Below are 21,677 nucleotides of genomic sequence, written 5' to 3'. Positions count from 1 at the left end.
ATTTCTATTCTTAAATCGTAATCATTATGATTTATTATTGATTTTTCTTTTCCTATCGTTTAATATAAAACGTAATCATTACGATTTAAAGGAGAGATCATTTCATGAAAAAAGTACCTATCACTGTATTAAGTGGTTTTTTAGGATCTGGAAAAACTACCTTACTACATCACATTTTGACTAATAAGAATAACCTAAAAGTAGCTGTTATCGTTAATGATATGAGCGAAGTAAACATTGATGCATCTCTTATAAAAAAGGGTGGTTTTTCACGTACGGAGGAAAAACTAGTAGAAATTCAAAATGGCTGTATTTGTTGTACACTACGAGAAGATTTAATGATAGAAGTGAATCGTCTTGTGGAAAATGGTGATATTGACTATATTATTATTGAATCTTCTGGTATAAGTGAGCCTATTCCAGTTGCTCAAACGTTTACTTATACAGACGAAGTTCTTACCATTGATTTAACGAAAAATTGTCGCCTCGATACGATGGTTACAGTTGTAGATGCAAATAGATTTTGGGATGATTTTGCAGATGGAGAAAGTTTATTAGACCGAAAACAAGCAATCGATGAGAATGATACCCGAGAAGTTATTGATTTATTAATAGATCAAATTGAGTTTGCAAACGTAATTATTCTTAATAAGATAGATTTGCTAGAAAAAGAAGATGTGATAGAGCTTCATCATTTACTAAAAAAATTAAATCCTAATGCAAAAGTTCTTGAATCTTCGTTTAGCAAAGTACCATTACAAGAAATTTTAAACACAAATCTATTTAATTATGAAGAAGCTAGTCAATCGGCCGGCTGGATACAAGAATTAAACAGTGATCATCATACACCGGAAACAGAAGAATATGGTATCACTTCTTTTGTTTACCGCCGCAAATATCCTTTCCATCCCGAGCGCCTTATGAATTGGCTAGAAAAATGGCCTTTAGATGTTGTAAGAGCGAAAGGATTCTTCTGGTTGGCATCTCGTAATAATATGATAGGGCTTCTATCTCAAGCAGGCTCCTCTATTACAATTCAAGGAGCCGGTGAATGGATAGCGGCATTACCTGAAACTGAAAAAAATCAAATGATTACAGAAGAACCAGAAGTATTGAAAAACTGGGATAAACAATATGGAGATCGAATAACCGAACTCGTATTTATCGGAATTGATATGAACTGTTCTTTAATTGAACAATCATTAGATGATTGTTTATTAACAGAAAAAGAAATGCAACAAAACTGGAATACATTTATTGATCCTATCCCGGCTTTTACTTATACTTCATAACAATTAATAAAAGGCTTCAGTAGAATGAAGCCTTTTTACTTTATAGCACTCTTATTTAATAGGTTTGCTTTAATTATGAATACAATTGTACCTAAAACAATTAATATAGCATATACGATACCAACTACATTACCTATTTTTTCTAAGCCAAGCGGTAATATTATAGTAGCAACTCCAACTATATAAGAAAATGCTCCTGAAAGCTTCGCTAATTTATTTTTATCTCCAACAAACGTTTCTTCTTGATATCCTGCTAACAAAAACAACCTCTTTTTCACATGTATTTGATACCCTAAAAAAATGATAAGTAACCCAACAAATAAACAAACTAAAAATCCAGCTAACATATACTCCCCCTCCTCTACAATATTTTACTATACATAAAAAACAAATTAGAAATTTCAGTTTATTAACACGTCATTCTGTGATATATTGCATATTGTATTCAATTTGTATTTTTAGAAAGGAGAATTTTAGATCATATGGATTCAAATCGATTAAAAGGAATTATAATGGTCATAATCGGTGCTTGTTTATGGGGCTTGTCTGGTACAGCTGCACAACAACTTTTTCAATATGACAATGTTTCAACCGAATGGTTAGTTACGATCCGTTTACTTATATCTGGAATTATTTTGCTCATTATTTCCTCATTCGGAACGAGAAAAAAAGAGATATTTAGCATTTGGAAACAAAAATCTGATGCTATTAAAATGATTTTGTTTGGTCTATTCGGTATGCTTGCTGTACAGTATACGTATTTCGCTTCAATTAAAGAAGGAAATGCTGCCGTGGCAACATTATTACAATATTTAGCTCCTATATTCATCACTGTATACTTACTTTTCAAATGGAACGTTCGTCCATCAAAAATTGATTTCATTTCAATTACCCTTTCATTAGTAGGCACTTTTCTCTTACTAACAAACGGGTCTGTTCATAACTTGGCTGTTTCTACACCAGCTATTATTTGGGGGATTTTATCTGGATTATCTCTCGCTTTTTATAGTTTATATTCAAAGGAATTGTTAGAAAAATGGTCTTCCTCCGTTATCGTTGGATGGGGCATGATTATTGGGGGTATTGGTGTAACGATTGTACACTTTATTTCTACAAACGAATTCATTTTATTATCAACTATGAAATATGTAAAACTAAGTACCCTACCGCTCATCACATTTGTCGTCATTTTCGGGACACTTATTGCCTTTTATTTATACTTAGACAGCATACGATACCTGACTCCGAAAGAAACAACATTATTTGGTTGCACAGAACCACTCGCAGCTATTATTTCTTCTGTACTTATATTGCAAGTGCCATTTCAATCTTTTCAGTTATTAGGCGCTTTTTGTGTCATTGTAATGGTGCTCATCTTAAGCCAAAAGCCGGATGAAGGGAAACAAAAATTAAAGCTTGTTCATGCAAAAAAGGAAAATATACAATGAAAGGATTGAATTCACTATGCCTGTCCCTCAAAATTATAAAAAACCAGGAAGAGTTTCAGCAAAATCACTCGTTTTAAATCAACTACAAAATTGGATTATTGAAGGTGTACTGAAGCCCAATGAAAAAATTAATGATGGGGAATTGGCTGAGGCACTAGGAGTAAGCAGAACACCTGTAAGAGAAGCACTTCAAATATTAGAGCTTTCTGGATTAGTGGAAATGGTACCAGGGCAAAAAACGAAAATTGCTCCTATTAAGTTAGACGACGTATCTATCATTTATGAAACGATGGCTGGTCTTCACTCTATTATAGGAAAGCAAGCTCTTCAAAACATTACAGACGCTGATATTCAACTACTTTCTGAAATAAATGAGCATTTTCAGCAATCTATAGAGAAAAAAAACGCAAAACAAGCTTTAGAATTAGATATACAATTCCACAATACAATTTCTTCTATTGCTAAAAACCAATATATTGAACCCTTTCTAGAAAATATGCAACTTCACGTTTTACGTCTTGAATATTTGTTTTTCCAAAACTTTGTTCCAGCAAGTCAATCTATTGAAGAACATCACTCTATCATTCAAGCATTACAGAAGCAGGACGAAAAACAAATGGAACAAATAATGACCCAAAACTGGCTCCGTCCCATGAAAGAAATACAAAAAATAATTTCTACGAAATAAAAAGAGAGCTGGTTACACAAAATCGTAACCAGCTCTCCTTTTACTAATCTATATAGCTACGCCTGAACATTTGCATAATCTTCCATATCTTCGTACTCTTTTTCCAATTCCTCTAAAGACAGCTCGTATAATTGTCGGTCGCGAATCTTAAACACACCTGCTCCAATTAACTCATCAATTAAATGCCTCTTACGATTTTCAACAGCAAAACGGAGTTGACTACTCATCTTTTAAAAAACTCCTTTCTACGATCATTGAAAATGATAATCTCTATCAATTACCACTTTTGATTATAAAAGATGACTCTTTATAAGTAAAGTAATTTCATGAAATATTTACCTTGCAAAGTACTTGTGGCCACATTATATATATGTATGCCGCGCGAAAAATGTTATGACACTTTTTCTTATCCTTTTTCTTTCATACTTTGCAAGTTGTGTCATCATGATTAAATTCACCATCTATTTCTACTTGAATGGTGACATGTTCTACATGAAATTTCTCCTTTAATACATACGTAGCCTCTTTTAATACACTTTGCGTTTCATTCCCTTTAATAATAAGATGACATGTTAATACTTGAAAATCTGATGTGACAGACCATATGTGCAAATCATGAACTTCTTTGACAATCGGAATATTTAATAACGTACTTTTTACCTCTTCAACATTTATGTGCTGTGGTGCACCTTCCATTAATATATGAACCGTATCACGTGTTACACGCCATCCACTAATAATGACTAAAATAGACACAAGAATACTAGCAATCGCATCTGCAGCAGTCCATCCGAAAAATTTAATAAGTAACGCAGCAATAATCGCTCCGACGGAACCCAATAGATCGCCTAGTACGTGCAGGAAAGCACTTCTTAAATTCAAATTACCTTTCACATCTCCGCCTCTCATTAATATCCAAGCTGATAAAATATTAATAAGCAGACCAAGGACTGCAATAATGAGCATCCCATTACTAGCAATCTCAACTGGTTCTTTAAAACGACGGATTGCTTCAATAAAAATGTATACCGAAATGACAATAAGAACGACACCGTTACATAATGCTGCTAACATTTCGACTCGCTTATACCCGTATGTTTTCGCAGTTGTTGCTGTTTTTTCTCCGAGCTTAAACGCAAGTAAACTTAAAGCTAAAGATACTGCATCACTTAGCATATGCCCCGCGTCAGATAGTAGTGCTAAGCTATTTGTTACAAATCCACCAACAACTTCTGCAATCATAAAACTTGTTGTTAGTAGGAAGGCAATTAGTAACGCCTTTTTATTGTTAGAATGACCGTGATCATGTGAATGTCCCATACGAATACTCCTTTAAGTACAATATCTGTATGTTAGTATGAAACAAACTCCCCGTGTTTATCCCGAATTGACTGATTGTAAACGCCCGCTTCCTCTGTATACACACTTCGCTATTTTTTAAACAATCCCTTTTTCTCAAATAAAACAAGACTACTTCTTTTTTATTTTCATATTGTTTACTAATGAAAGAATTTTTAAGGAGGTTACTTAAATGAAACGTTTATTTCTCTGTATGGAACGTGAACTTGTTGTAGTGAAAGAACACAATGATAACTATGAAACGACTTATCACTTACAAAATATGCAACCTACCTGTATCGCTGTTGATCCATTTCAAAAGAATCGTGTATATTGCGGAACATTTGGACGAGGTCTCTGGTTAAGTGACGATAGTGGGGATTCATGGAGACCAATTGGGGATTCCTATCGTTACTTTGATTTCCCTAAAGAAGATGGTATTTTGCACTCCTCTATCACTTCCATAACAATAAGCTCAAATGAACAAGTTAACGGATATGGTGTCGTTTATGTCGGCACAGAACCGAGCGCTTTATTTCGCTCTGAAAATGGTGGTGAAACGTGGACTGAACTTAAAAATATGAAATCATTATTATCTTCTTATACGTGGGCATTTCCGCCTAGACCTTTTACCCATCACGTACGCTGGATTACAGTTGACCCAAATAACCCTAATACAATACACGTTTCAATCGAAGCTGGTGCTGTTATTCAAAGTAACGATAAAGGGCATACATGGATTGATAAAAAATTCGGTGCTCCTATCGATGCTCATCAATTACTTATGCACCCTGAAGCACCAAATCGCCTTTATGCATCATGTGGTGACGGATTTATGGGCGGACCTGATCGTGCTTATCTTGAGAGTTATAACAATGGAAACAGTTGGATCTCATGTAGTGCAGGACTTGAACATCATTATTTATACAGCATGGCTATCGATCCAACTGATTGTGATACGATTCTCGTTTCTGCTGCGCCAAGTGCTGATCTTGCTCATCATCGTATCCCTTATGAATCTTATATTTATCGAAAAACGAAAGATACTCCGTTCCAGCAAGTACAACAAGGATTACCATCTGCAATCGGTACAGTCATTTCGATGTTTGCGACAAACGAAGCCGAACCACATACGTTCTACACGTTAAATAACAATGGCGTCTTTCAATCCAATGATAGCGGCGAATCGTGGGAACAACTAAACATTCCGTGGAAAGATGAGTATAAAACGCAGCATCCGCATGCACTATTCGTCACTAGTTCTTAACGAAAAAAGACTGCCTAAATGATTTTAGGCAGTCTTTCTTTTATTTCTTTAAATCAATGACAATATCATCTAACACAATATCTTTGCTCTTCGCTTCTTTTTTCGGCACTTCTATTTTCTTCTCTTTCCCATTCACATACTCTACTCCACCATGATTTTCAGGTGTATGTACTCGCAAGTGCACGCGAGGTGTAACGATAAGATTTGTTGCATTTTCGTTTAGTTTTTGGAAGGTGGCACTCCAACTACTTTTATGTGGCTCTGCTACTGTACTACTTCCGCCATTTCCTTCACCGGCATAATGATTTCCTAAATCATCTTTTATTTCTAACTCAACATCCGCACTATCCCATATACTTCTTAATACCTTAGATTCTTCCTGATTGAAAAAAACGATAAATGACATCGGAGTTACTTCCATTTTGTCTATATTTACTTTTATTAATTCATTTTCAGAAACCCCATTAACTTTTACTTCCTTACTATCCATTGCTTTTAAACTAAGCGCGAAATTCCAGTTTCCCTTTATTACATTACCTTCATAATCCAACTCAATTGCCTCTATATCCCACCAAACATTTGCAACATCTAACCTTTCACTACCATGACCACTCATCGTAGTCATACCTACATATTTTCCCTCTCCAACTTTTGTAACGTTCGAACTACCTCCTCCGCCATTAAAGCCCATAACTTGCGGACTTCCAAATGGGAACGGTTTCTCTCCTAAATCTTTTTCGCTCTCAATAGAATATGTAATTGTAATTGTTCTACCATCGAATACAGCATCATTAATTGTAACCTTAACCCCATTACTCTCTTTTGTCATATTCAACTCAGTCGAAAATTCCTTATAATTTTCATATAACCCCGTTCTACCATTATCTAAAAATCGGAATATGTCACCTACAATTGGCAATCCCCCGGCATATGTAGGAAAACCGATACCAAGAGTTGCAACCGATAATCCTACTAAAATAGATGCAGCAGCGACACCCTTCTTCCAACTTTTCATCTTTTTCTTCGTACGTATCGATTGTTTTACATTTCGTTTTACTTTTTCCTTTTCAATTTCAGAAGCCTCAATTTCTTCTAGTTCTTTTTCATCTATATCAATATCATTTAATAGTTCATAAATGTCTTTCATATTGCACTACCTCCAAAACTAATTTTCGTAGCATTTTGTTGTAGTTTCTTTTTCCCCCGGTACACTCGATTATCAATTGCTGCCCGAGTTAATCCTAACTTGTCACCTATTTCCTCTGTCTTCATACCAAGTAAATATTTCATAATGAACACCTTTTGATCTAGCGGTTCTAATTGATTAATGAGCTTCAATAATTCTTCCCTATCTTCCATAACGATTAATTCGTCTTCTGCTGATTTTTCTGTATTGATATGAAACTCATCTGAAATGATTTCTACTGTTTTAGTCGATTTCCGGTAATAATCAATTGCTTTAAACTTCGCAATCGCTGCAATCCACTTTTTAAAATCACTCGGCTCTCCATGAAATTTATTTGCGTTATTCCAAATGGAAAGAAATATATCGTTTATACATTCCTCTATGAGTCCATCATTTTGAATGGGAAGTAGAACTTTATGCGTGATCCCCTTTATGAGTGGTAAGTATGTATCGACAACGAATTCTAACGCGTCTTCTTTTTGCCGCTGTAATCTTTTTATAAAATTTTTCTCATTTGATTTCATGTAGCGATTCCCCTTATTGTTTTGTAAAAGCTTTTACACCCTATATAACGTCTGAGAAAATTTTTTCTCTCATCTTTTTTATTTTTTGTATGTAATGGAATACTTTCCCTTAGCCATTTTCTCACATAACTATGCATTCAAAGAAAACTTTCTCAAGTCTGTAATTTAATTCATGTAGTACACTATTTATATAGTCACTCTTTAATTTAGTGTACATTTTATTTCATTAATCTATTTTAAAAATTAGGAGATGAGATGTGTATGTGTGGAATTACAGGTTGGGTAGATTGGAAAGAAGACCTTTCAAATCAACATGTTATTTTAAAAAAGATGGCAAATAGTATTCAGCATCGTGGTCCGGATGCTGAAGGATTTTGGTTTTCACCTCATGCGGCCTTTGCACACCGGCGTTTAATTGTAATTGATCCAGAAGGCGGGACACAGCCTAAGACATTTCGTGCTGGTGATTATACGTATGCTCTTACTTATAATGGAGAAATTTATAATTTCCGTGAACTGAGAGAGCAGCTTCAAAAATGTGGGCATGCATTTGAAACCCATTCAGATACAGAAGTATTACTACATGCTTATTTAGAATGGAAAGAAGACTGCGTACGACATTTAAACGGAATTTTCGCTTTTGCCTTATGGGATGATCAGAAGCAACAATTGTTTTTAGCACGAGATCATTTAGGTGTAAAACCACTCTTTTTTACAGAAAGAAATGGCAGTATTATTTTCGGCTCTGAAATTAAAGCATTATTAGCGCATCCATCTGTCCCTGCTGAAATTGATGCGAATGGAATAAATGAAATATTTGGATTAGGCTTATTTCGCACTCCAGGATGTGGCGTCTTTAAACATATTCAAGAAGTACGTGCTGGACATTCTATAACATTTACACGTCATAAAAAAGTAGTTACGAAGTATTGGAATTTAGAAAGTAAGTTCCATACAGACTCTATAGAAGATACATCTTCGCATATTTTGTCTATTTTACAAGATACAGTAAAAAGACAATTAATTGCCGATGTTCCTCTCGTTTGTATGTTATCAGGCGGATTAGACTCTAGCGGTATTACTGCACTTGCGGGTAAAGAATTTGCTGCTGAAAATAAAACACTTCATACGTATTCTGTTGACTTTGTAAATAGCGCAAAAGATTTCGAACTGACATTTGCTCGCACTGGTTTAGACGCTCCTTGGGTAAAACGCGTTTCTGAACATGTCGGGACAGCGCATCATGATATTATTGTGAATGCTGAAGAATTAGCAAATCACTTATTCGTTCCCCTTCATGCAAAAGATTTACCGAGTGCTGGTGAAATGGAAACTTCACTATATTTACTATTTTGCGAAATGAAAAAAGATGCGACCGTAGCTTTATCCGGCGAATCGGCTGATGAAGTATTCGGTGGATATCCTTGGTTTCATCAAGAAGAACTACTATATGTAGATAAGTTTCCTTGGCTAACAAATTGGAAAAACACATCTCCTCTTCTACTAAATGAAGTAAGTAACCAATGTAATCTAGAAGACTATATTGATACACGATTCCAAGAAGCGATACTTGAAGTACCTACTCTTGAAGGCGAAAGTAAAAAATCCGCGAAACAACGTCAAATGTTTTATTTATTTTTAACAAGATTCCTTCCTTTCTTACTTGACCGTAAAGATCGTATGAGTATGGCTGTTGGATTTGAAGTTCGTGTACCGTTTTGCGATTATAGATTAGTTGAATATTTATGGAATGTTCCTTTCAACATAAAAAGTATTGATAATATTGAAAAAGGCATTTTACGTAGAGCACTACAACCAGCTTTACCTGACGATGTACGCAATAGAAGAAAAAGCGCTTATCCAACTTCACAAGATCCACACTACTTACAAACAATCCGTAATTTAACACTTGATATGTGTAACAATAAAAACAATCCTATTTTCTCACTTATTAACCATTCCATCTTACTTTCAATTGCTGATCAAAGTAATAAAGTGATTAACAATTTTGAAGCAAGAAGTGCCATGGAGTATATGCTACAAGTAAATGAATGGTTGAAAACATATCACATCCATATTGCTTAACAAAAAGGAGTTCAAGGATAAAAACCTTGAACTCCTTTTATATTAATTAGCACATTGTTTATTATCAGTATCAATAGACCATCCAATAATCGTGGCACAGTCTCTACCTTTCCACTGTAGTACATTTGTTAATACGGGCTCAATCTGCAAGCTATTTCCGTCGTGTAATATTTCTACTAAAGATTGATCATCATCAAACCTTCGTTTGTCACACTCTAAAATACCGTCCGTTGCCATTACAATGTGATTCATTCCTTTTTCTAATCCTCTTACACCTGACGTAAAGCAAGGTGTATTTGCTGCAAAAATATTTTTCCTGCCAATATATTCGTAATTTTTCCGTTTATTTAATCGTCCTTTTCCATTTTTCGTTTTCTCAGAATGGAATAAATACGCGAAACAATCACCAACTGATAACCAATATAAAAATTCGCCTTTTCGTAAACAAATTAAGCAAGCGAGTTCCTCATCATCTTGATCACACTTTTTAATAAATAACTCATCTGTAAATAACGCTAATAAGTACATATGTGTATGATGAAAAGCTAAATGTATTGGATAGGAAAATAACTCTTTTAATTTCTCTTTTCTTTCTGAAATCGCTTCTATTATATAATCAATATTTTTTGTTTTGTGGTGTGTATCAAAAATCATAACAAATTCAAATTGTAATTCAGGGTCCCACCAAGCAAGTACCGCATCTCCTCGTTCATATGCATCACTTTCTTGATTTCCCCCATATACGCCGACTGAAAGAGGACCACATTTTTCAACATGTATTTCATCTACATACATCTGTTCATGACTCATCCATTTGAATGTATTCACAACTATCATCCTCTCTCTTGCTAAATGTATACCTTTACACATAGATTACCTTATATTTCAATAAAAATAAACTTTTTCAACATTTTTTATCCAAATAAAAGGATTTTATTTCTAAAACAACGAATATATCTTACTATACGATATAAAAAAGGGGATTTATTATTATGAACAACATTAATCAACATTGGGAGAGCATTTATTATCACTTACGATACGAATACGAGGACAATCTTTCCCACCAAGCAATTCGTATTTTACAAATCGTTTCTCGTGAGAAAGATATAACAATTGGAAAAGTCGCTACTGAGCTTAGCCTTTCTCATAACACAGCATCTGAACATATAAAGCGCCTTATTCAAAAGGGTTTCATCGTTAAAGAGAGAAATAAAAAAGATGAAAGAGTGGTAAACCTTACATTAACAATTGAAGGAATTGAAGTATTAGAAAAACATACTTTACTAGATAAAGAAAAGATAAAAATATTAGAATCACAGTTATCAAAAGAAGAACTACAATTAATTGAAAAAGCATTTTCGTTATTAGCGAAGGAGGCAAAATATGCATTTCCTCGTTAAAGTAATCGTTTCGGCACTTATTATCGGCGTTATCACTGAAGTCGCCAAACATTATAGTACGATAGGTGGCTTTATTGCTGCTCTTCCTCTCGTAAGTTTACTTAGTCTATTTTGGATTTCATTTGAAGGCGGGAATTAACAAGAATTGAGTCAATTTGCTTTAGGGGTATTATATGGATTCCCCGCATCAGCACTACTATTATTTATTGTCTATATTGGTTTAAAAAATTCATTTACACTTAGTACATCTGTCCTACTCGGTATAGGTGTTTGGTGTATCGTTTTTGCTTTTCAAAAATTATTTCAAGCTTAGGGGGAATTAACATTCATAAATTTGTAGAAATAATGGGGCAAAATATAGAAGTACATATAAAAGGAGGTGGTAAACAAACTGTAGTCATTCAAACCGGAATGAGTTGCTCATTTTATGATTGGCTTCCTATTATAAAAAAGCTTTCACAGCACTTTACAGTCGTTTCATACCATCGCCCAGGTTACGGGAAAAGTGAGCTAGGAAATCAGCCACGTACAATAAGGCAAGTTACAAAAGAGCTACATATGTTACTAAACAAACTAGCTATTCAAGAGCCATTTATTCTAATCGGTCATTCCTATGGAGGATTATGTGCAAAACATTTTGCGATGTTACATGAAGATAAGCTGCAAGCACTTATTTTAGTTGATTCTACTTCGATGAACTTACACCGTTTAGATGAACTTCATTTACCAATTTCTGATCAAACTGACTCGGATAATATGTGGCTTGAAAAATATAATACATACTCCAAAATGGATGTAGACATGCTTTCTAATAAACTAAAATCTATACTCGCTAACCAATTAAGACAGTACATTGAATTTTCTACCTCTCCTCTGTTATATAAAGCAACAGCTTCTGAACTATATGAGTGGAAAAATTGTGCTCGCTCAATAAAAGAGCTATATAAAACATTAGAAATACCATTAATCGTTATCGGTAGAGATCCTCATTATTCTATTACTCAGTTGACTGAGGGTGGCATGCCAAAAGAGGAAGCGACACAACTTGAATCAATGTGGCAAGAACTGATCCATGAACAATTACAACTCTCCATACATAGCCAATATATACTTGCCAAACATGCTGGTCACGGAATCGAAATTGATCGGCCTGATATTATTATTGAGGCTGTTCAATCTCTATAAATAAAAAAAGGAAGCAACTAAAGTTGCTTCCTTACTTATCTATTCATAATCTTCTTCATCATCGATTTCTTCGTAATACGCATTCCCATTACTTACATAAATAGGGCCATTCGCAACATCAATACGTAATACCCATGCCCATGGCACAGCTAAACGCTTATGTATTGCTCGCCAAAAGCTCATTGATTTTCTTTCGTACTCCTGGAACTCCTGAAGTAACTCTTTATAGGAGGAACCGTCTAACTGAATATTTGCTTCTAGCAAACGAGAATGGGCATAGTACTGCAGCTCTAGTTCAGCAGCAATTTCCATTTCTTCTTCTGTTGCCATACCAATAATTGTTCCATCTGCTGGTGCAATTTCATATACGTTGTGAACTTCAATAAGCCCTTCTTTCTCTTTCTCAAACATGTAAACAGCCTCCTTTAACATATATTTTTTATGTTACAAAGTCATACTTCTACAATAACTTCTCTCTTTCCTCTTTTTTTGATAAACTTTTACAAAATATTTAACCGATGACCTGTTTTCTCTATTCTTTCAGCAGAAATGAAACGATTTTTATCAAAATTTAATTTATACACATCAGGCATATGAAGTGTTTTCCAAAACTCCAAATCATATTTCGAATTAAAATAATTCATTAGTAATACCATAATATTCCCATGCGTACCTATTACAATATTCTTACCTTCATATTTTTTTAATATATTTTGTATACATATTACAGCGCGCTTTTGTGCTACAGTATTTGATTCTCCGCCTTCGTATGCAAAACTCCAATCTTTCCACACATTCTGCATAGCATCATTAAAATTTGATACTGGCTCTGTGCTCAATAATCTTTCACGCAAATCTTCTTCAGTTTGTATTGATAATTTATATGTATTCGCAATTCCTTGTACAGTTTGGATTGCTCTTTTGTAAGGACTAGAAATAACAACATCAATATGTTTATCTTTTAATAAATGCGTTACATTTTCTGCATCACAGTGCCCTTTTTCAGATAAAGGTCGTTCCCGTTCTTCTTTTGTATATGTAGAATGGGCATGGCGAACGAAATATATTGTTGTCATTTTTCAACCTCCTTTCTTATTTCCCATCTATATTCAATAATAAGATTGGAAAATCCTGTATTACAAAAGAGCACTTTTCATAAGTGCCCCTTTGTTTACATAATAAAATTATTTCATTATAATTTATTTCTGAATTCCTCACTTATGACAATATCTCGAATAAAGTAATCCATATTACTTAGAAGTTTTTCAAATGCTTTTTCACTCAAATTGTTCATCATAAAGACAATCTCAATCTTATTCCCTTTTTTATCAGTACCATAGAAACTATTTGTTAATACAAATGCCGTAGAACCACCTTTCTGTCCAGCAAATTCGAATATACCCTCTCCTACGGTTCCTTTAAATATATTCTCAACCTCACCTTGCATTTGTGGTGTAAAATAATTTCTGCTATTTATCTTTTCCAATAAACTCATGTAATCCTTCGCATTTGCACCTATAAACCGATCTGACCAAATACGCTGAAAATCCATATCGGCTTTTAACGATATCTCGCGTTTTGTCCATTCTTTCTCGTCTTTCATCCATTCATGTATTTGCCATACATGCTTAACATATTCATCATTAGACATATTACGTAGCTTGTCCAATGCTTTATTTTGAGGAATATGCAGTTCTTTTTCAACATAGCCCCTCATATATAATGCCCCTGTATACGTTGGATAAAATTCATCGTGACTATTTAAGCCTAACTCTTTCAAACTTTCATTTATCCGCGCTGCTCCAAGCTTGTCCAATAAATATGATGCATTCGCATTCGAACTATAATGGATCATTCCTTTCACTACTTCTTCTAAAGAAGTTTGACCACCCTTCACTAACTCTTTACCTTTTACATCATCTAGCCATGCAGGGTGTGCACCACCATCAGTATTTTTCACATAGTATTTTTCTAATTCTTTCAATGAAATTTTCTCGTCTTTTCTTATTTTCCCTTCAGCTACTTGCTTAGCATATTCAATTGCTATAACGATTTTCGACATACTTGCTAGCGGTAATTTTTCTTTTTCATTTATTGATGTCAATGTTTCACCATTTCTTTTAACAATTAAAGAAGTTGTTTTATCATCCTTATGTTCTTTTATGTAATTTAGCACATAATTAGAGTCTTCTTTGGAATTGACATATTCCTTCACTGAAAAGAAAGCTATACAGCCTACTATAGTAATTCCAGCTATAATTCCAACAACTTTTAATCCCCTCATGATACTCCCCCTAAAATAAACATATTATATATTATACTAAATAAATTTCCCTTTTTAAGTAATAATTAGATTATTTATACAAAAATACTTCTTTTCTTAAACAACAAAAAAACATGCCTTCATTAGGAAAGCACGTTTTGTGATATTCTTCACATTGTTTAGTTAAAAAATAAATGTTTACTTACCATGATGTAACATTAAATCACTAAGTTCTTCTTCAATGTGATTTAATTTCGCAACGCCTTCTTTCCATTTATGAATATAACGTGAAACCCCAACGAAAAACAAAACAATAATTGTGGAAAGAATAATACCATATACGATTGCTACAGTACTCATAGTTACACTTCCTTATAATTAGTAATGTGGTTATTAGTTATATTTTTATTATAAACCTTTTTCTTTTAAAATACTTCGATTTCAACTTTTTGTAACAAAATTGATTTTTCTAACATTTCGTTCGTGAAAATGGCATATTTTTCACAAATTATACAAAACTTCACCATATGTACTATTACCATATGAGTTATATTATTAAATAGAATAAAGGGGATGATATACTATGACGACTTGGTTTATTGTAATGTTAGTTGTATTTGGAGCATTTAAAATTATCGTTTCTAGCCTTCCTAACACTGTTATTGAATCCATTATTAGCAAGTACGAAACACATCCAAAACTTGAAGAAGAGAATGTGACTATTACAATTCATGGAAATAGCGTAGAAGGCGAACAGAAATCAAAAATTATTCATGATTTTAACGAAGGTTTATTTTTAGATCGCTATTATGCACCACCACACAATGAGGGTACGCCTTTAATTATCAATGCAAAACGTGGCAAAAAGAATTTTACATTTTATATTTATAGTCACGAGGAGCATGTTGATGTTGTAAAACAATATAAAAAGAAGGTAGTTGCTTATAGTTTACGCTCTAAAAACCTTCAAAATAGTGATATGTTCGTGTCAGCTGACTTAGCTTAATACTCATATATTGGAAAAAGGAATCCACGAAATATGGATTCCTTTTTTCTCATTTACTGAAAAATAAGCTCTGTCTTCAAACTATCTTTCGGTAACAACCAGCCTTTTTTCTCTAAACTCGCCATTAATAATTCCCTTTGTTTTGTCGCACTACTTTCTTCATTTGTTTTAAATGACACTTCTATTACGAAGTCATCTTCTAATTTTCCGGTATTACTTAATGGCCAAACTTCAATATTTGCTTTTATGTTTTCAAACTCTCCTGTATATCGTTTCATTAATACAGGACCGTAAATACGGGAATTCTTTAACATTTCCTCTCCCCAATTTGTATACAACCATTTGTTCATTTTCCCTGGTAATTTTTCTATTAACATGTTTTGAGCAGCTTGTTCATTTGGTAAATCAAGTATCCCATATCCTTTAGCGCTGTAACTTTTCTTATTTGAAATGCTTAATGTTTTCTTCTCAAATCCCCAATCTATTTCCGCCTCATAACTATCCGTATTACTATCGAATCCTTCTTTTTTAGCTACTTCTAGTGCATCTTGAATTACACCATTTGGAATAGGATATCTTTTTTTATATGTTAATTCAAAATCTTTACTAAATTCTTTCTTTCGAATTCTAGCAAACCAACCTTCCTCACTTAAACTTTTATTCGCAGTATCTAAAAATTGCACTTGTATTCTTTCATATTTTGTACCAGCCTGGAAATGTTCTAGCACCTCTTTCTTCATCTCTTTGTTATCACCTAATACTTGTTCTGGCTTCAATAATAACTTTACTTCAAAACTAGGTTTCATTGGACTAGCTGCAAACCCTTCCTTAACGTTATAAAGGAAACAACAAAAGAAAATGCTTACGAATACAAATACTTTTTTCATATACCTATCCCCTTTACATTTCAAATGACTTCTATACGTTCCATTGCAAGTGAATATACATTTTCATATCCTGCTGTACTTAGCTTTTGTTGTAATCGATCCGTATCCTCTTTCAAAGCGTGCACTAGCACCGTATGTTCTGGTAATAATGTATTTAACATCTCTTTAACGTCTCTTATACTTTGGTGAACTTTATACGGAACTCGCTTCACCCTACATGTACTCCTTACATGTTCTTTCATAACTCTTTCTGCAAAACTCCCTTTCGCAATATGCCCAGTAAAAATAATGGCATTCCGTTTTTCATTCCGAAGCTGTTCATAGTATAACTGTGCTCGTTTCGTTTGCATATTCGCATCGCTCATTACAACTATTCCGTAACTATTTTGCATACTAATGTCATTATCCATCACTATTATGCTTCTTTTTAAACTCTCCATAATCCGTTTAAGTTCCTCATTATTTTTTATCCAATCTTTATATATGAACATCTCTTCAAATCCAGCCAAAATTTCTTTATCTACTATAAGCGGAAATTCTTTATATCGTTCATATAAATACAATACTATATCTTGCGCCCTACCAAGTTGTGGCAGCGGTAATAATGCTATTCCTTTATTTTGCATAACTCGTTCAATTTCTGCACATAGATCGTCTAATCTTTCATTTTGCGAAACATCATCTGTGTGATAAGCGGCATCTACAATTGCAACTTTTATATTGTGGCCCAATTTCTCAGGTAAATTAGCTCGTAGTATATTAGACTCTGCTGAATAGTCGCCTGAATAAAATACGTATGTATTACACATATCAACTAAAAACCAAACAGCTCCTAATACATGACCACTATACCCCCACTGAAACCGCAATGTAGGAGTAATTTGTATCCATTCATTTGGATTACTAATCTCATCAATACATACATAATTTAAATCTTTTATATGTTGGTCGCTATAAGGTAACTTCCACCCTTGCATCACATTATAGTTTCTCCATTTTTCATAATATAACGGCAGTTGCTCCTTCGTATAACGAGTCGTCCAAATTTTTTTCTTATATCCATACTTCGCCAATAAAGGTAAACCCATCGTATGATCTTCATGAATATGTGATAAAAATACCGCATCTAAAAATGGAACAACTTCTCCCTCTATTTTTGGATAACTATTCTCATATGATCGATTAATACCACAATCAAATAATATTTTCGTCTCTTTATTTTTTACAAAATAGCAGGAGCGACCGTACTCCCCTGCTCCTCCCCATACTTCCATTCTCATCATGCTACCCCTTTTCGTTTTTGCTCCATATGTTGCAGCAGTAATAAGCACATTGTTGTAAGTCCAACAGAAACAACGGCCATCGCCATTCCTATAGATACTTCACCCTGTTCAAATTGAGCAAAAATAAACGTTGCTGACGTTTCTACTGATGGAGGTAATACGAGAAGTGATGCTACTAACTCTCTTATTGAAATTGTAAATGTCATCGCCCATCCGGCAAGAATGCCTGGGATAATAAGAGGCAATATTATTTTTCTAAAAATATAAATATAATTTCCCGAAAAAATACTTCCTGCCTGTACGAGAGAATCATCAATTTGTCCGAGTGATGATTTTACATATTGCACCGTGTAAGGTAAAAACAGAACAACATACGTTATGATAACCATAATTGGTGTATTATAAATTGACATAGGCATATATGGTGAATTCCAAAATAGAATAAGACCTACAACCATAACGATTCCTGGTACCATATTCGGTAACATACCGCACATATCAAGCCATTTTTCAGAGTTTTTTTTCCCCTTTCGAATCATAAGTGCCAAAAAGACTCCAATAATTACCGCAATAATCGCTGTTACGAGTGAAAAAAGAAAACTATTCCATAAAGCCTCTAATCCCGGAGATCCCATTGTAAACAATGCCTCATAATGGCTTGTTGTAAAGTTATTTACATGTAAACCGCCGCCTCTTAATTTTGACAAAGAAGCAATAAGTATAGAAAAGTATGGAATTCCAATTGATACGATTAATAAACCAATTACATACATCCATGCTACAACGCGCGTAAATATAGACAAAGTATATCTTTTTGATTTCACACCTTTTCCACTAACCATTGCATATGAATACTTTCGATTCAATACATTTTGCATATACCAAATGAGCATACAAGCACTAAGTAATAAAGAAGATAATGCTGTTGCACTACTAAAATCAATTGGCCAACTCGAAATAAATTTATGAATTTCTGATGTTAACACGTGGAATCCTATTCTACGTCCGAATGTGGCCGGTGTTCCAAATTCAGCAATCGTCTTTACGAAAATGAGTAAAGCACCCATTACATAACTTGATACTAATAACGGCAATATTATTTTTCTTAAGCGATAGAAAAAACTTCCGCCATGAACTGCTGCAGCTTCTTCTTTACTACTCCCAATCTGAAGTAACGTGTTTTTCAGCATGAAATAAAGGAATGGGAATAAATGCAGACTCATAATTAATACCATACCTCCTAAACTAAAAAACGATGATGAAACTGTCTTTAGCATCGGGAAAAATTGTTCAAAATAGCCGTTAGGTTGCATGAACAAAATCCAGCCCATCGATCCAATATACGGCGGTGTCATAAATGGAATCATAAAAACAATATCTAACTTACTATACTTTCCTACATCTGTTTTGCTCATAATAAATGCCAATGGAAATGCAAATATTGTAGCACCTATTACAACGAGTACACCTAGAAGCATCGAATTTAGAAAAATCCCCGCTAATCCACCACTCTGCATCACTTCAAAAGGCTTTAAAAAATTCCAACTGCTATTTTCATATACACTAGAAAATAAAATAAGAAAAAGTGGAATGACGATTAACATCCCCACAAGTAATAACGCTACCGTCATTCCAACTTGTCTTACTGATACGAATCGATTTACCATGGAATCACCATCTTATTGAAATACTTTCTTAAATTGTTTCCCTATTTCATCTTGCTCTTTCTCAACTGTTTTCCAATCAATATTTAATACTGGAATCTCTTCTACATTTGGTCTATTTTCAGCTTTTATATCTGTTCTACCAGGCAATAAATACGCTTTAGAAACTTGTTTTTGTACATCATCGGATAATAAATAATCAATAAACTCTTTTGCACCTTCAACATTTTTACTATCCTTCATAATCCCCGCTGCACGTGGGCTAATAACTGTTCCGCTTTTTGGATATACGATATCAACAGGTTCACCCTTTGCTTTTGCGCTATACGTCATATAATCAACACCCGCAATGACCATATCTTTCGCACCTGTTACAACTGGGTCTAACGCTTCCTGGTTTGCTCCTGCTACTGTAACTTCATTTTTCTTAAGCTGCTCAAATAAATTCCATCCATCTTGTCCATTCTTTTTCACGTATCCTGTTACAAAGTCTAAAGCTGAACCTGAAAGTGCTGGATCTGGAAGATTCACTTTCCCTTTCCATTCTCCTTTCGTTATATCGCTCCAATCTTCAGGCGCCGTCTTCACATTTTTTGTATTGTACACAATCCCTAATGCTGAAGCACTATACCCGAAATAATGGCCTTTATCATCTGACCATTCAGAACGCAGCTTATCAGCTTGTTTCGCCTCTTTATAAGCTAACGTTTGACCCTCTTTCTTTAATCCTTCCATCGCTGGTAAGGAAGCGAGTACGACAACGTCAACGACTGGATTTTTCTTTTCAGCTTCCATTCTCGCTAAAATTTTACCAGTTGTCCCTTGAAACATTTCCACCTTTATACCAGTTTTCTTTTCAAAGTCTTTTTGAATTTTTTCTGCTAACCCTTTTGGCCCTGCACTATATACAACAATTTTCTTTTCATTCATATTTTTACTTTTTGCATCTGCATTACCTGTCTTTGAACTACAACCTGTTACTACAGTAGAAAATAGTAAAGTACATACAAATAAAGACTTAAGCGAACTGAATTTCTTCATACGATTCTCCCCCTATATGATGAATACATTTTTTTGGTACATATAACGATACTGGTTTCCCGATGCTTAGCTTACTATTGTGATAGGCTGTCCAGATGCCTAAAGTCCCCATATTTACTTTCACTTCATAACGTTCTCCTACATATGTAACATGCTGAATTTCACCTGTATACATTTCGCACACATCATTTTTTGTCCAACTCACATGCTCTGGACGAATCATTCTTTTCCCCTCTACAAACCAATTCGCCTTACCAACAAATTTGGCAACAAATTCATGAGACGGTTTCACATAAATATCTTCCGGTGTTCCTTTTTGTAATACTTCTCCTTGTTTCATGACAATAATTTGGTCTGACATTGACATTGCTTCTGTTTGATCGTGAGTAACATACAGTGCAGTTAAACCAATGGAATGAACAATATCCATAAGCTCTATTCTCATTTCTTCTCGCAAAATTGCATCGAGTGCACTTAGCGGTTCATCAAACAAAATAAAATGAGGTTTTGTTACAATTGCTCTAGCGAATGCGACACGTTGTTGCTGTCCACCAGAAAGTTCGTGCGGATACCTTTTCTCCATACCTTGCAGGCGAACTCGCTTTATCGCATCCTCTACTTTTTCTCGTAAATGATTCATTTGCTTTGTAGCTCTTAAACCAAATGCAACATTTTCAAAAACAGTCATGTGCGGCCATAAAGCAAAATCTTGAAATACCATACCGATATTCCGTTCATGAGGAGATGTCTTTATCTTTTTTGTAGCAGAATACATGCACTGGTCTCCAAAATATATTTCTCCCTTATCCGGTTCTTCAAGTCCTGCTATCATTCTAAGTAAAGTCGTTTTCCCACATCCCGAAGGTCCTAAAAGTGTAGTGAATTCCCCTTGTTTCATTACAATCTGCAACGGCTTTAACGCTTGTGTTTTACCAAATGTTTTTTCTAATCCATTAATTTTAATATCCATCGTCTCACCTCTCTCCCCTCATTCTTAACCTGCTTTCATTCTATATGGAAGATTTATACTGAATGTTAATGTACTGTAAAGATTAAATTAAAAAACTTCTAATAAACTATTTATTTCTATAGATTTTTTCTATAGTTAAAATAAAAA

The 21,677-nt window shown here is 34.1% G+C and carries 24 protein-coding genes and 1 pseudogene; 9 read left to right on the top strand and 16 right to left on the bottom strand.

The features are described from left to right. Positions 1-104 precede the first annotated feature (104 nt). On the top strand, positions 105-1,292 hold the full coding sequence (locus tag ACTFRY_RS12935; RefSeq protein WP_000757681.1) for a GTP-binding protein: 1,188 nt from the start codon (positions 105-107) through the stop codon (positions 1,290-1,292). Positions 1,293-1,327: 35 nt separating this feature from the next. Here the strand turns inward: ACTFRY_RS12935 and ACTFRY_RS12930 are convergent, their stop codons facing one another. Further along, a complete protein-coding gene (locus ACTFRY_RS12930; RefSeq protein WP_000879375.1) occupies positions 1,328-1,639 on the bottom strand; it encodes a DUF3784 domain-containing protein in 312 nt (103 codons plus the stop codon). Between the two features lie 135 nt (positions 1,640-1,774). Here ACTFRY_RS12930 and ACTFRY_RS12925 point away from each other — a divergent pair, with 135 nt between their 5' ends. Beyond that, positions 1,775-2,740: a DMT family transporter gene (locus tag ACTFRY_RS12925; protein WP_000378087.1), complete on the top strand. Its 966-nt coding sequence runs from the start codon at positions 1,775-1,777 to the stop codon at positions 2,738-2,740. A gap of 16 nt (positions 2,741-2,756) precedes the next feature. After that, complete coding sequence (locus ACTFRY_RS12920) at positions 2,757-3,428, top strand: GntR family transcriptional regulator (RefSeq protein ID WP_001145065.1); 672 nt, start codon at positions 2,757-2,759, stop codon at positions 3,426-3,428. Between the two features lie 56 nt (positions 3,429-3,484). Here the strand turns inward: ACTFRY_RS12920 and fbpA are convergent, their stop codons facing one another. Next, entirely contained in the window at positions 3,485-3,655 is a 171-nt protein-coding gene (gene fbpA, locus ACTFRY_RS12915; RefSeq protein ID WP_000098303.1) for a Fur-regulated basic protein FbpA, read from the bottom strand. 193 nt (positions 3,656-3,848) lie between these two features. Then, complete coding sequence (locus ACTFRY_RS12910; protein ID WP_016117538.1) at positions 3,849-4,748, bottom strand: cation diffusion facilitator family transporter; 900 nt, start codon at positions 4,746-4,748, stop codon at positions 3,849-3,851. A 211-nt stretch (positions 4,749-4,959) separates the two neighbouring features. Between ACTFRY_RS12910 and ACTFRY_RS12905 the strand changes: the two genes are divergently transcribed. After that, complete coding sequence (locus ACTFRY_RS12905; RefSeq protein WP_065704425.1) at positions 4,960-6,033, top strand: WD40/YVTN/BNR-like repeat-containing protein; 1,074 nt, start codon at positions 4,960-4,962, stop codon at positions 6,031-6,033. 40 nt (positions 6,034-6,073) lie between these two features. Here the strand turns inward: ACTFRY_RS12905 and ACTFRY_RS12900 are convergent, their stop codons facing one another. Then, a complete protein-coding gene (locus ACTFRY_RS12900; RefSeq protein WP_098616248.1) occupies positions 6,074-7,180 on the bottom strand; it encodes a DUF4179 domain-containing protein in 1,107 nt (368 codons plus the stop codon). Continuing rightward, complete coding sequence (locus ACTFRY_RS12895; RefSeq protein ID WP_089148926.1) at positions 7,177-7,743, bottom strand: sigma-70 family RNA polymerase sigma factor; 567 nt, start codon at positions 7,741-7,743, stop codon at positions 7,177-7,179. The genes ACTFRY_RS12900 and ACTFRY_RS12895 overlap by 4 nt, the downstream gene beginning before the upstream one ends. A gap of 261 nt (positions 7,744-8,004) precedes the next feature. Here ACTFRY_RS12895 and asnB point away from each other — a divergent pair, with 261 nt between their 5' ends. After that, positions 8,005-9,828: an asparagine synthase (glutamine-hydrolyzing) gene (asnB, locus tag ACTFRY_RS12890; protein WP_000333942.1), complete on the top strand. Its 1,824-nt coding sequence runs from the start codon at positions 8,005-8,007 to the stop codon at positions 9,826-9,828. A gap of 42 nt (positions 9,829-9,870) precedes the next feature. Here the strand turns inward: asnB and ACTFRY_RS12885 are convergent, their stop codons facing one another. After that, on the bottom strand, positions 9,871-10,698 hold the full coding sequence (locus ACTFRY_RS12885; protein WP_001999549.1) for a protein phosphatase 2C domain-containing protein: 828 nt from the start codon (positions 10,696-10,698) through the stop codon (positions 9,871-9,873). Positions 10,699-10,820: 122 nt separating this feature from the next. Here ACTFRY_RS12885 and ACTFRY_RS12880 point away from each other — a divergent pair, with 122 nt between their 5' ends. From ACTFRY_RS12880 to ACTFRY_RS12870, 3 genes and pseudogenes are all read left to right on the top strand, one after another. Beyond that, complete coding sequence (locus ACTFRY_RS12880) at positions 10,821-11,231, top strand: MarR family winged helix-turn-helix transcriptional regulator (RefSeq protein WP_001059784.1); 411 nt, start codon at positions 10,821-10,823, stop codon at positions 11,229-11,231. Further along, a pseudogene (locus tag ACTFRY_RS12875) lies at positions 11,215-11,544 on the top strand (DUF3147 family protein). The gene ACTFRY_RS12880 and the pseudogene ACTFRY_RS12875 overlap by 17 nt, the downstream one beginning before the upstream one ends. Next, complete coding sequence (locus ACTFRY_RS12870; RefSeq protein ID WP_141541455.1) at positions 11,505-12,416, top strand: alpha/beta fold hydrolase; 912 nt, start codon at positions 11,505-11,507, stop codon at positions 12,414-12,416. The pseudogene ACTFRY_RS12875 and the gene ACTFRY_RS12870 overlap by 40 nt, the downstream one beginning before the upstream one ends. A gap of 39 nt (positions 12,417-12,455) precedes the next feature. Here ACTFRY_RS12870 and ACTFRY_RS12865 read toward each other — a convergent pair whose 3' ends face one another. The 5 genes from ACTFRY_RS12865 to ACTFRY_RS12845 form a co-directional block, all read right to left on the bottom strand. Next, entirely contained in the window at positions 12,456-12,827 is a 372-nt protein-coding gene (locus ACTFRY_RS12865) for a hypothetical protein (protein WP_000461766.1), read from the bottom strand. An 89-nt stretch (positions 12,828-12,916) separates the two neighbouring features. Continuing rightward, positions 12,917-13,492: a histidine phosphatase family protein gene (locus ACTFRY_RS12860; RefSeq protein ID WP_000208266.1), complete on the bottom strand. Its 576-nt coding sequence runs from the start codon at positions 13,490-13,492 to the stop codon at positions 12,917-12,919. A gap of 116 nt (positions 13,493-13,608) precedes the next feature. Beyond that, complete coding sequence (locus ACTFRY_RS12855) at positions 13,609-14,700, bottom strand: serine hydrolase (RefSeq protein ID WP_001214673.1); 1,092 nt, start codon at positions 14,698-14,700, stop codon at positions 13,609-13,611. A gap of 177 nt (positions 14,701-14,877) precedes the next feature. Beyond that, positions 14,878-15,039, bottom strand: a complete 162-nt coding sequence (locus tag ACTFRY_RS12850) for a hypothetical protein (protein ID WP_000108701.1) — start codon at positions 15,037-15,039, stop codon at positions 14,878-14,880. Positions 15,040-15,104: 65 nt separating this feature from the next. Continuing rightward, positions 15,105-15,221 carry a hypothetical protein gene (locus ACTFRY_RS12845; protein WP_001987133.1) on the bottom strand — a complete coding sequence of 39 codons (117 nt, stop codon included), beginning with the start codon at positions 15,219-15,221 and terminating at the stop codon, positions 15,105-15,107. A gap of 41 nt (positions 15,222-15,262) precedes the next feature. Here ACTFRY_RS12845 and ACTFRY_RS12840 point away from each other — a divergent pair, with 41 nt between their 5' ends. Continuing rightward, positions 15,263-15,685: a YfmQ family protein gene (locus tag ACTFRY_RS12840; RefSeq protein WP_088066895.1), complete on the top strand. Its 423-nt coding sequence runs from the start codon at positions 15,263-15,265 to the stop codon at positions 15,683-15,685. 53 nt (positions 15,686-15,738) lie between these two features. Here the strand turns inward: ACTFRY_RS12840 and ACTFRY_RS12835 are convergent, their stop codons facing one another. From ACTFRY_RS12835 to ACTFRY_RS12815, 5 genes are read right to left on the bottom strand one after another with little or no spacing between them, the layout of a single operon-like run. Then, positions 15,739-16,572: a hypothetical protein gene (locus tag ACTFRY_RS12835; protein ID WP_098616250.1), complete on the bottom strand. Its 834-nt coding sequence runs from the start codon at positions 16,570-16,572 to the stop codon at positions 15,739-15,741. A 20-nt stretch (positions 16,573-16,592) separates the two neighbouring features. Then, positions 16,593-17,855 (bottom strand): MBL fold metallo-hydrolase, encoded by a 1,263-nt coding sequence (locus ACTFRY_RS12830; protein WP_141541451.1) that lies wholly within the window; start codon positions 17,853-17,855, stop codon positions 16,593-16,595. Continuing rightward, positions 17,852-19,522, bottom strand: coding sequence for an ABC transporter permease (locus ACTFRY_RS12825; protein ID WP_098616252.1), 1,671 nt, complete (start codon positions 19,520-19,522; stop codon positions 17,852-17,854). The genes ACTFRY_RS12830 and ACTFRY_RS12825 overlap by 4 nt, the downstream gene beginning before the upstream one ends. Before the next feature lie 12 nt (positions 19,523-19,534). After that, positions 19,535-20,560, bottom strand: coding sequence for an ABC transporter substrate-binding protein (locus ACTFRY_RS12820; RefSeq protein WP_000714717.1), 1,026 nt, complete (start codon positions 20,558-20,560; stop codon positions 19,535-19,537). Continuing rightward, positions 20,538-21,530, bottom strand: coding sequence for an ABC transporter ATP-binding protein (locus ACTFRY_RS12815; protein ID WP_016117529.1), 993 nt, complete (start codon positions 21,528-21,530; stop codon positions 20,538-20,540). The genes ACTFRY_RS12820 and ACTFRY_RS12815 overlap by 23 nt, the downstream gene beginning before the upstream one ends. Positions 21,531-21,677: the final 147 nt, after the last annotated feature.

This window comes from Bacillus cereus group sp. MYBK195-1 (assembly GCF_051916605.1).
GTDB lineage: Bacteria > Bacillota > Bacilli > Bacillales > Bacillaceae_G > Bacillus_A > Bacillus_A cereus.
The sequence above is the reverse complement of the archived record's forward strand: the minus strand, read 5'-3'. Positions and strand labels throughout refer to the sequence as shown.

Coding starts and splice junctions, on each gene's coding strand:
- ACTFRY_RS12935 (WP_000757681.1), top strand. CDS start 105: ATGAAAAAAGTACCTATCACTGTATTAAGTGGTTTTTTAGGATCTGGA.
- ACTFRY_RS12930 (WP_000879375.1), bottom strand. CDS start 1,639: ATGTTAGCTGGATTTTTAGTTTGTTTATTTGTTGGGTTACTTATCATT.
- ACTFRY_RS12925 (WP_000378087.1), top strand. CDS start 1,775: ATGGATTCAAATCGATTAAAAGGAATTATAATGGTCATAATCGGTGCT.
- ACTFRY_RS12920 (WP_001145065.1), top strand. CDS start 2,757: ATGCCTGTCCCTCAAAATTATAAAAAACCAGGAAGAGTTTCAGCAAAA.
- fbpA (WP_000098303.1), bottom strand. CDS start 3,655: ATGAGTAGTCAACTCCGTTTTGCTGTTGAAAATCGTAAGAGGCATTTA.
- ACTFRY_RS12910 (WP_016117538.1), bottom strand. CDS start 4,748: ATGGGACATTCACATGATCACGGTCATTCTAACAATAAAAAGGCGTTA.
- ACTFRY_RS12905 (WP_065704425.1), top strand. CDS start 4,960: ATGAAACGTTTATTTCTCTGTATGGAACGTGAACTTGTTGTAGTGAAA.
- ACTFRY_RS12900 (WP_098616248.1), bottom strand. CDS start 7,180: ATGAAAGACATTTATGAACTATTAAATGATATTGATATAGATGAAAAA.
- ACTFRY_RS12895 (WP_089148926.1), bottom strand. CDS start 7,743: ATGAAATCAAATGAGAAAAATTTTATAAAAAGATTACAGCGGCAAAAA.
- asnB (WP_000333942.1), top strand. CDS start 8,005: ATGTGTGGAATTACAGGTTGGGTAGATTGGAAAGAAGACCTTTCAAAT.
- ACTFRY_RS12885 (WP_001999549.1), bottom strand. CDS start 10,698: ATGTGTAAAGGTATACATTTAGCAAGAGAGAGGATGATAGTTGTGAAT.
- ACTFRY_RS12880 (WP_001059784.1), top strand. CDS start 10,821: ATGAACAACATTAATCAACATTGGGAGAGCATTTATTATCACTTACGA.
- ACTFRY_RS12865 (WP_000461766.1), bottom strand. CDS start 12,827: ATGTTTGAGAAAGAGAAAGAAGGGCTTATTGAAGTTCACAACGTATAT.
- ACTFRY_RS12860 (WP_000208266.1), bottom strand. CDS start 13,492: ATGACAACAATATATTTCGTTCGCCATGCCCATTCTACATATACAAAA.
- ACTFRY_RS12855 (WP_001214673.1), bottom strand. CDS start 14,700: ATGAGGGGATTAAAAGTTGTTGGAATTATAGCTGGAATTACTATAGTA.
- ACTFRY_RS12850 (WP_000108701.1), bottom strand. CDS start 15,039: ATGAGTACTGTAGCAATCGTATATGGTATTATTCTTTCCACAATTATT.
- ACTFRY_RS12845 (WP_001987133.1), bottom strand. CDS start 15,221: ATGGTAATAGTACATATGGTGAAGTTTTGTATAATTTGTGAAAAATAT.
- ACTFRY_RS12840 (WP_088066895.1), top strand. CDS start 15,263: ATGACGACTTGGTTTATTGTAATGTTAGTTGTATTTGGAGCATTTAAA.
- ACTFRY_RS12835 (WP_098616250.1), bottom strand. CDS start 16,572: ATGAAAAAAGTATTTGTATTCGTAAGCATTTTCTTTTGTTGTTTCCTT.
- ACTFRY_RS12830 (WP_141541451.1), bottom strand. CDS start 17,855: ATGATGAGAATGGAAGTATGGGGAGGAGCAGGGGAGTACGGTCGCTCC.
- ACTFRY_RS12825 (WP_098616252.1), bottom strand. CDS start 19,522: ATGGTAAATCGATTCGTATCAGTAAGACAAGTTGGAATGACGGTAGCG.
- ACTFRY_RS12820 (WP_000714717.1), bottom strand. CDS start 20,560: ATGAAGAAATTCAGTTCGCTTAAGTCTTTATTTGTATGTACTTTACTA.
- ACTFRY_RS12815 (WP_016117529.1), bottom strand. CDS start 21,530: ATGGATATTAAAATTAATGGATTAGAAAAAACATTTGGTAAAACACAA.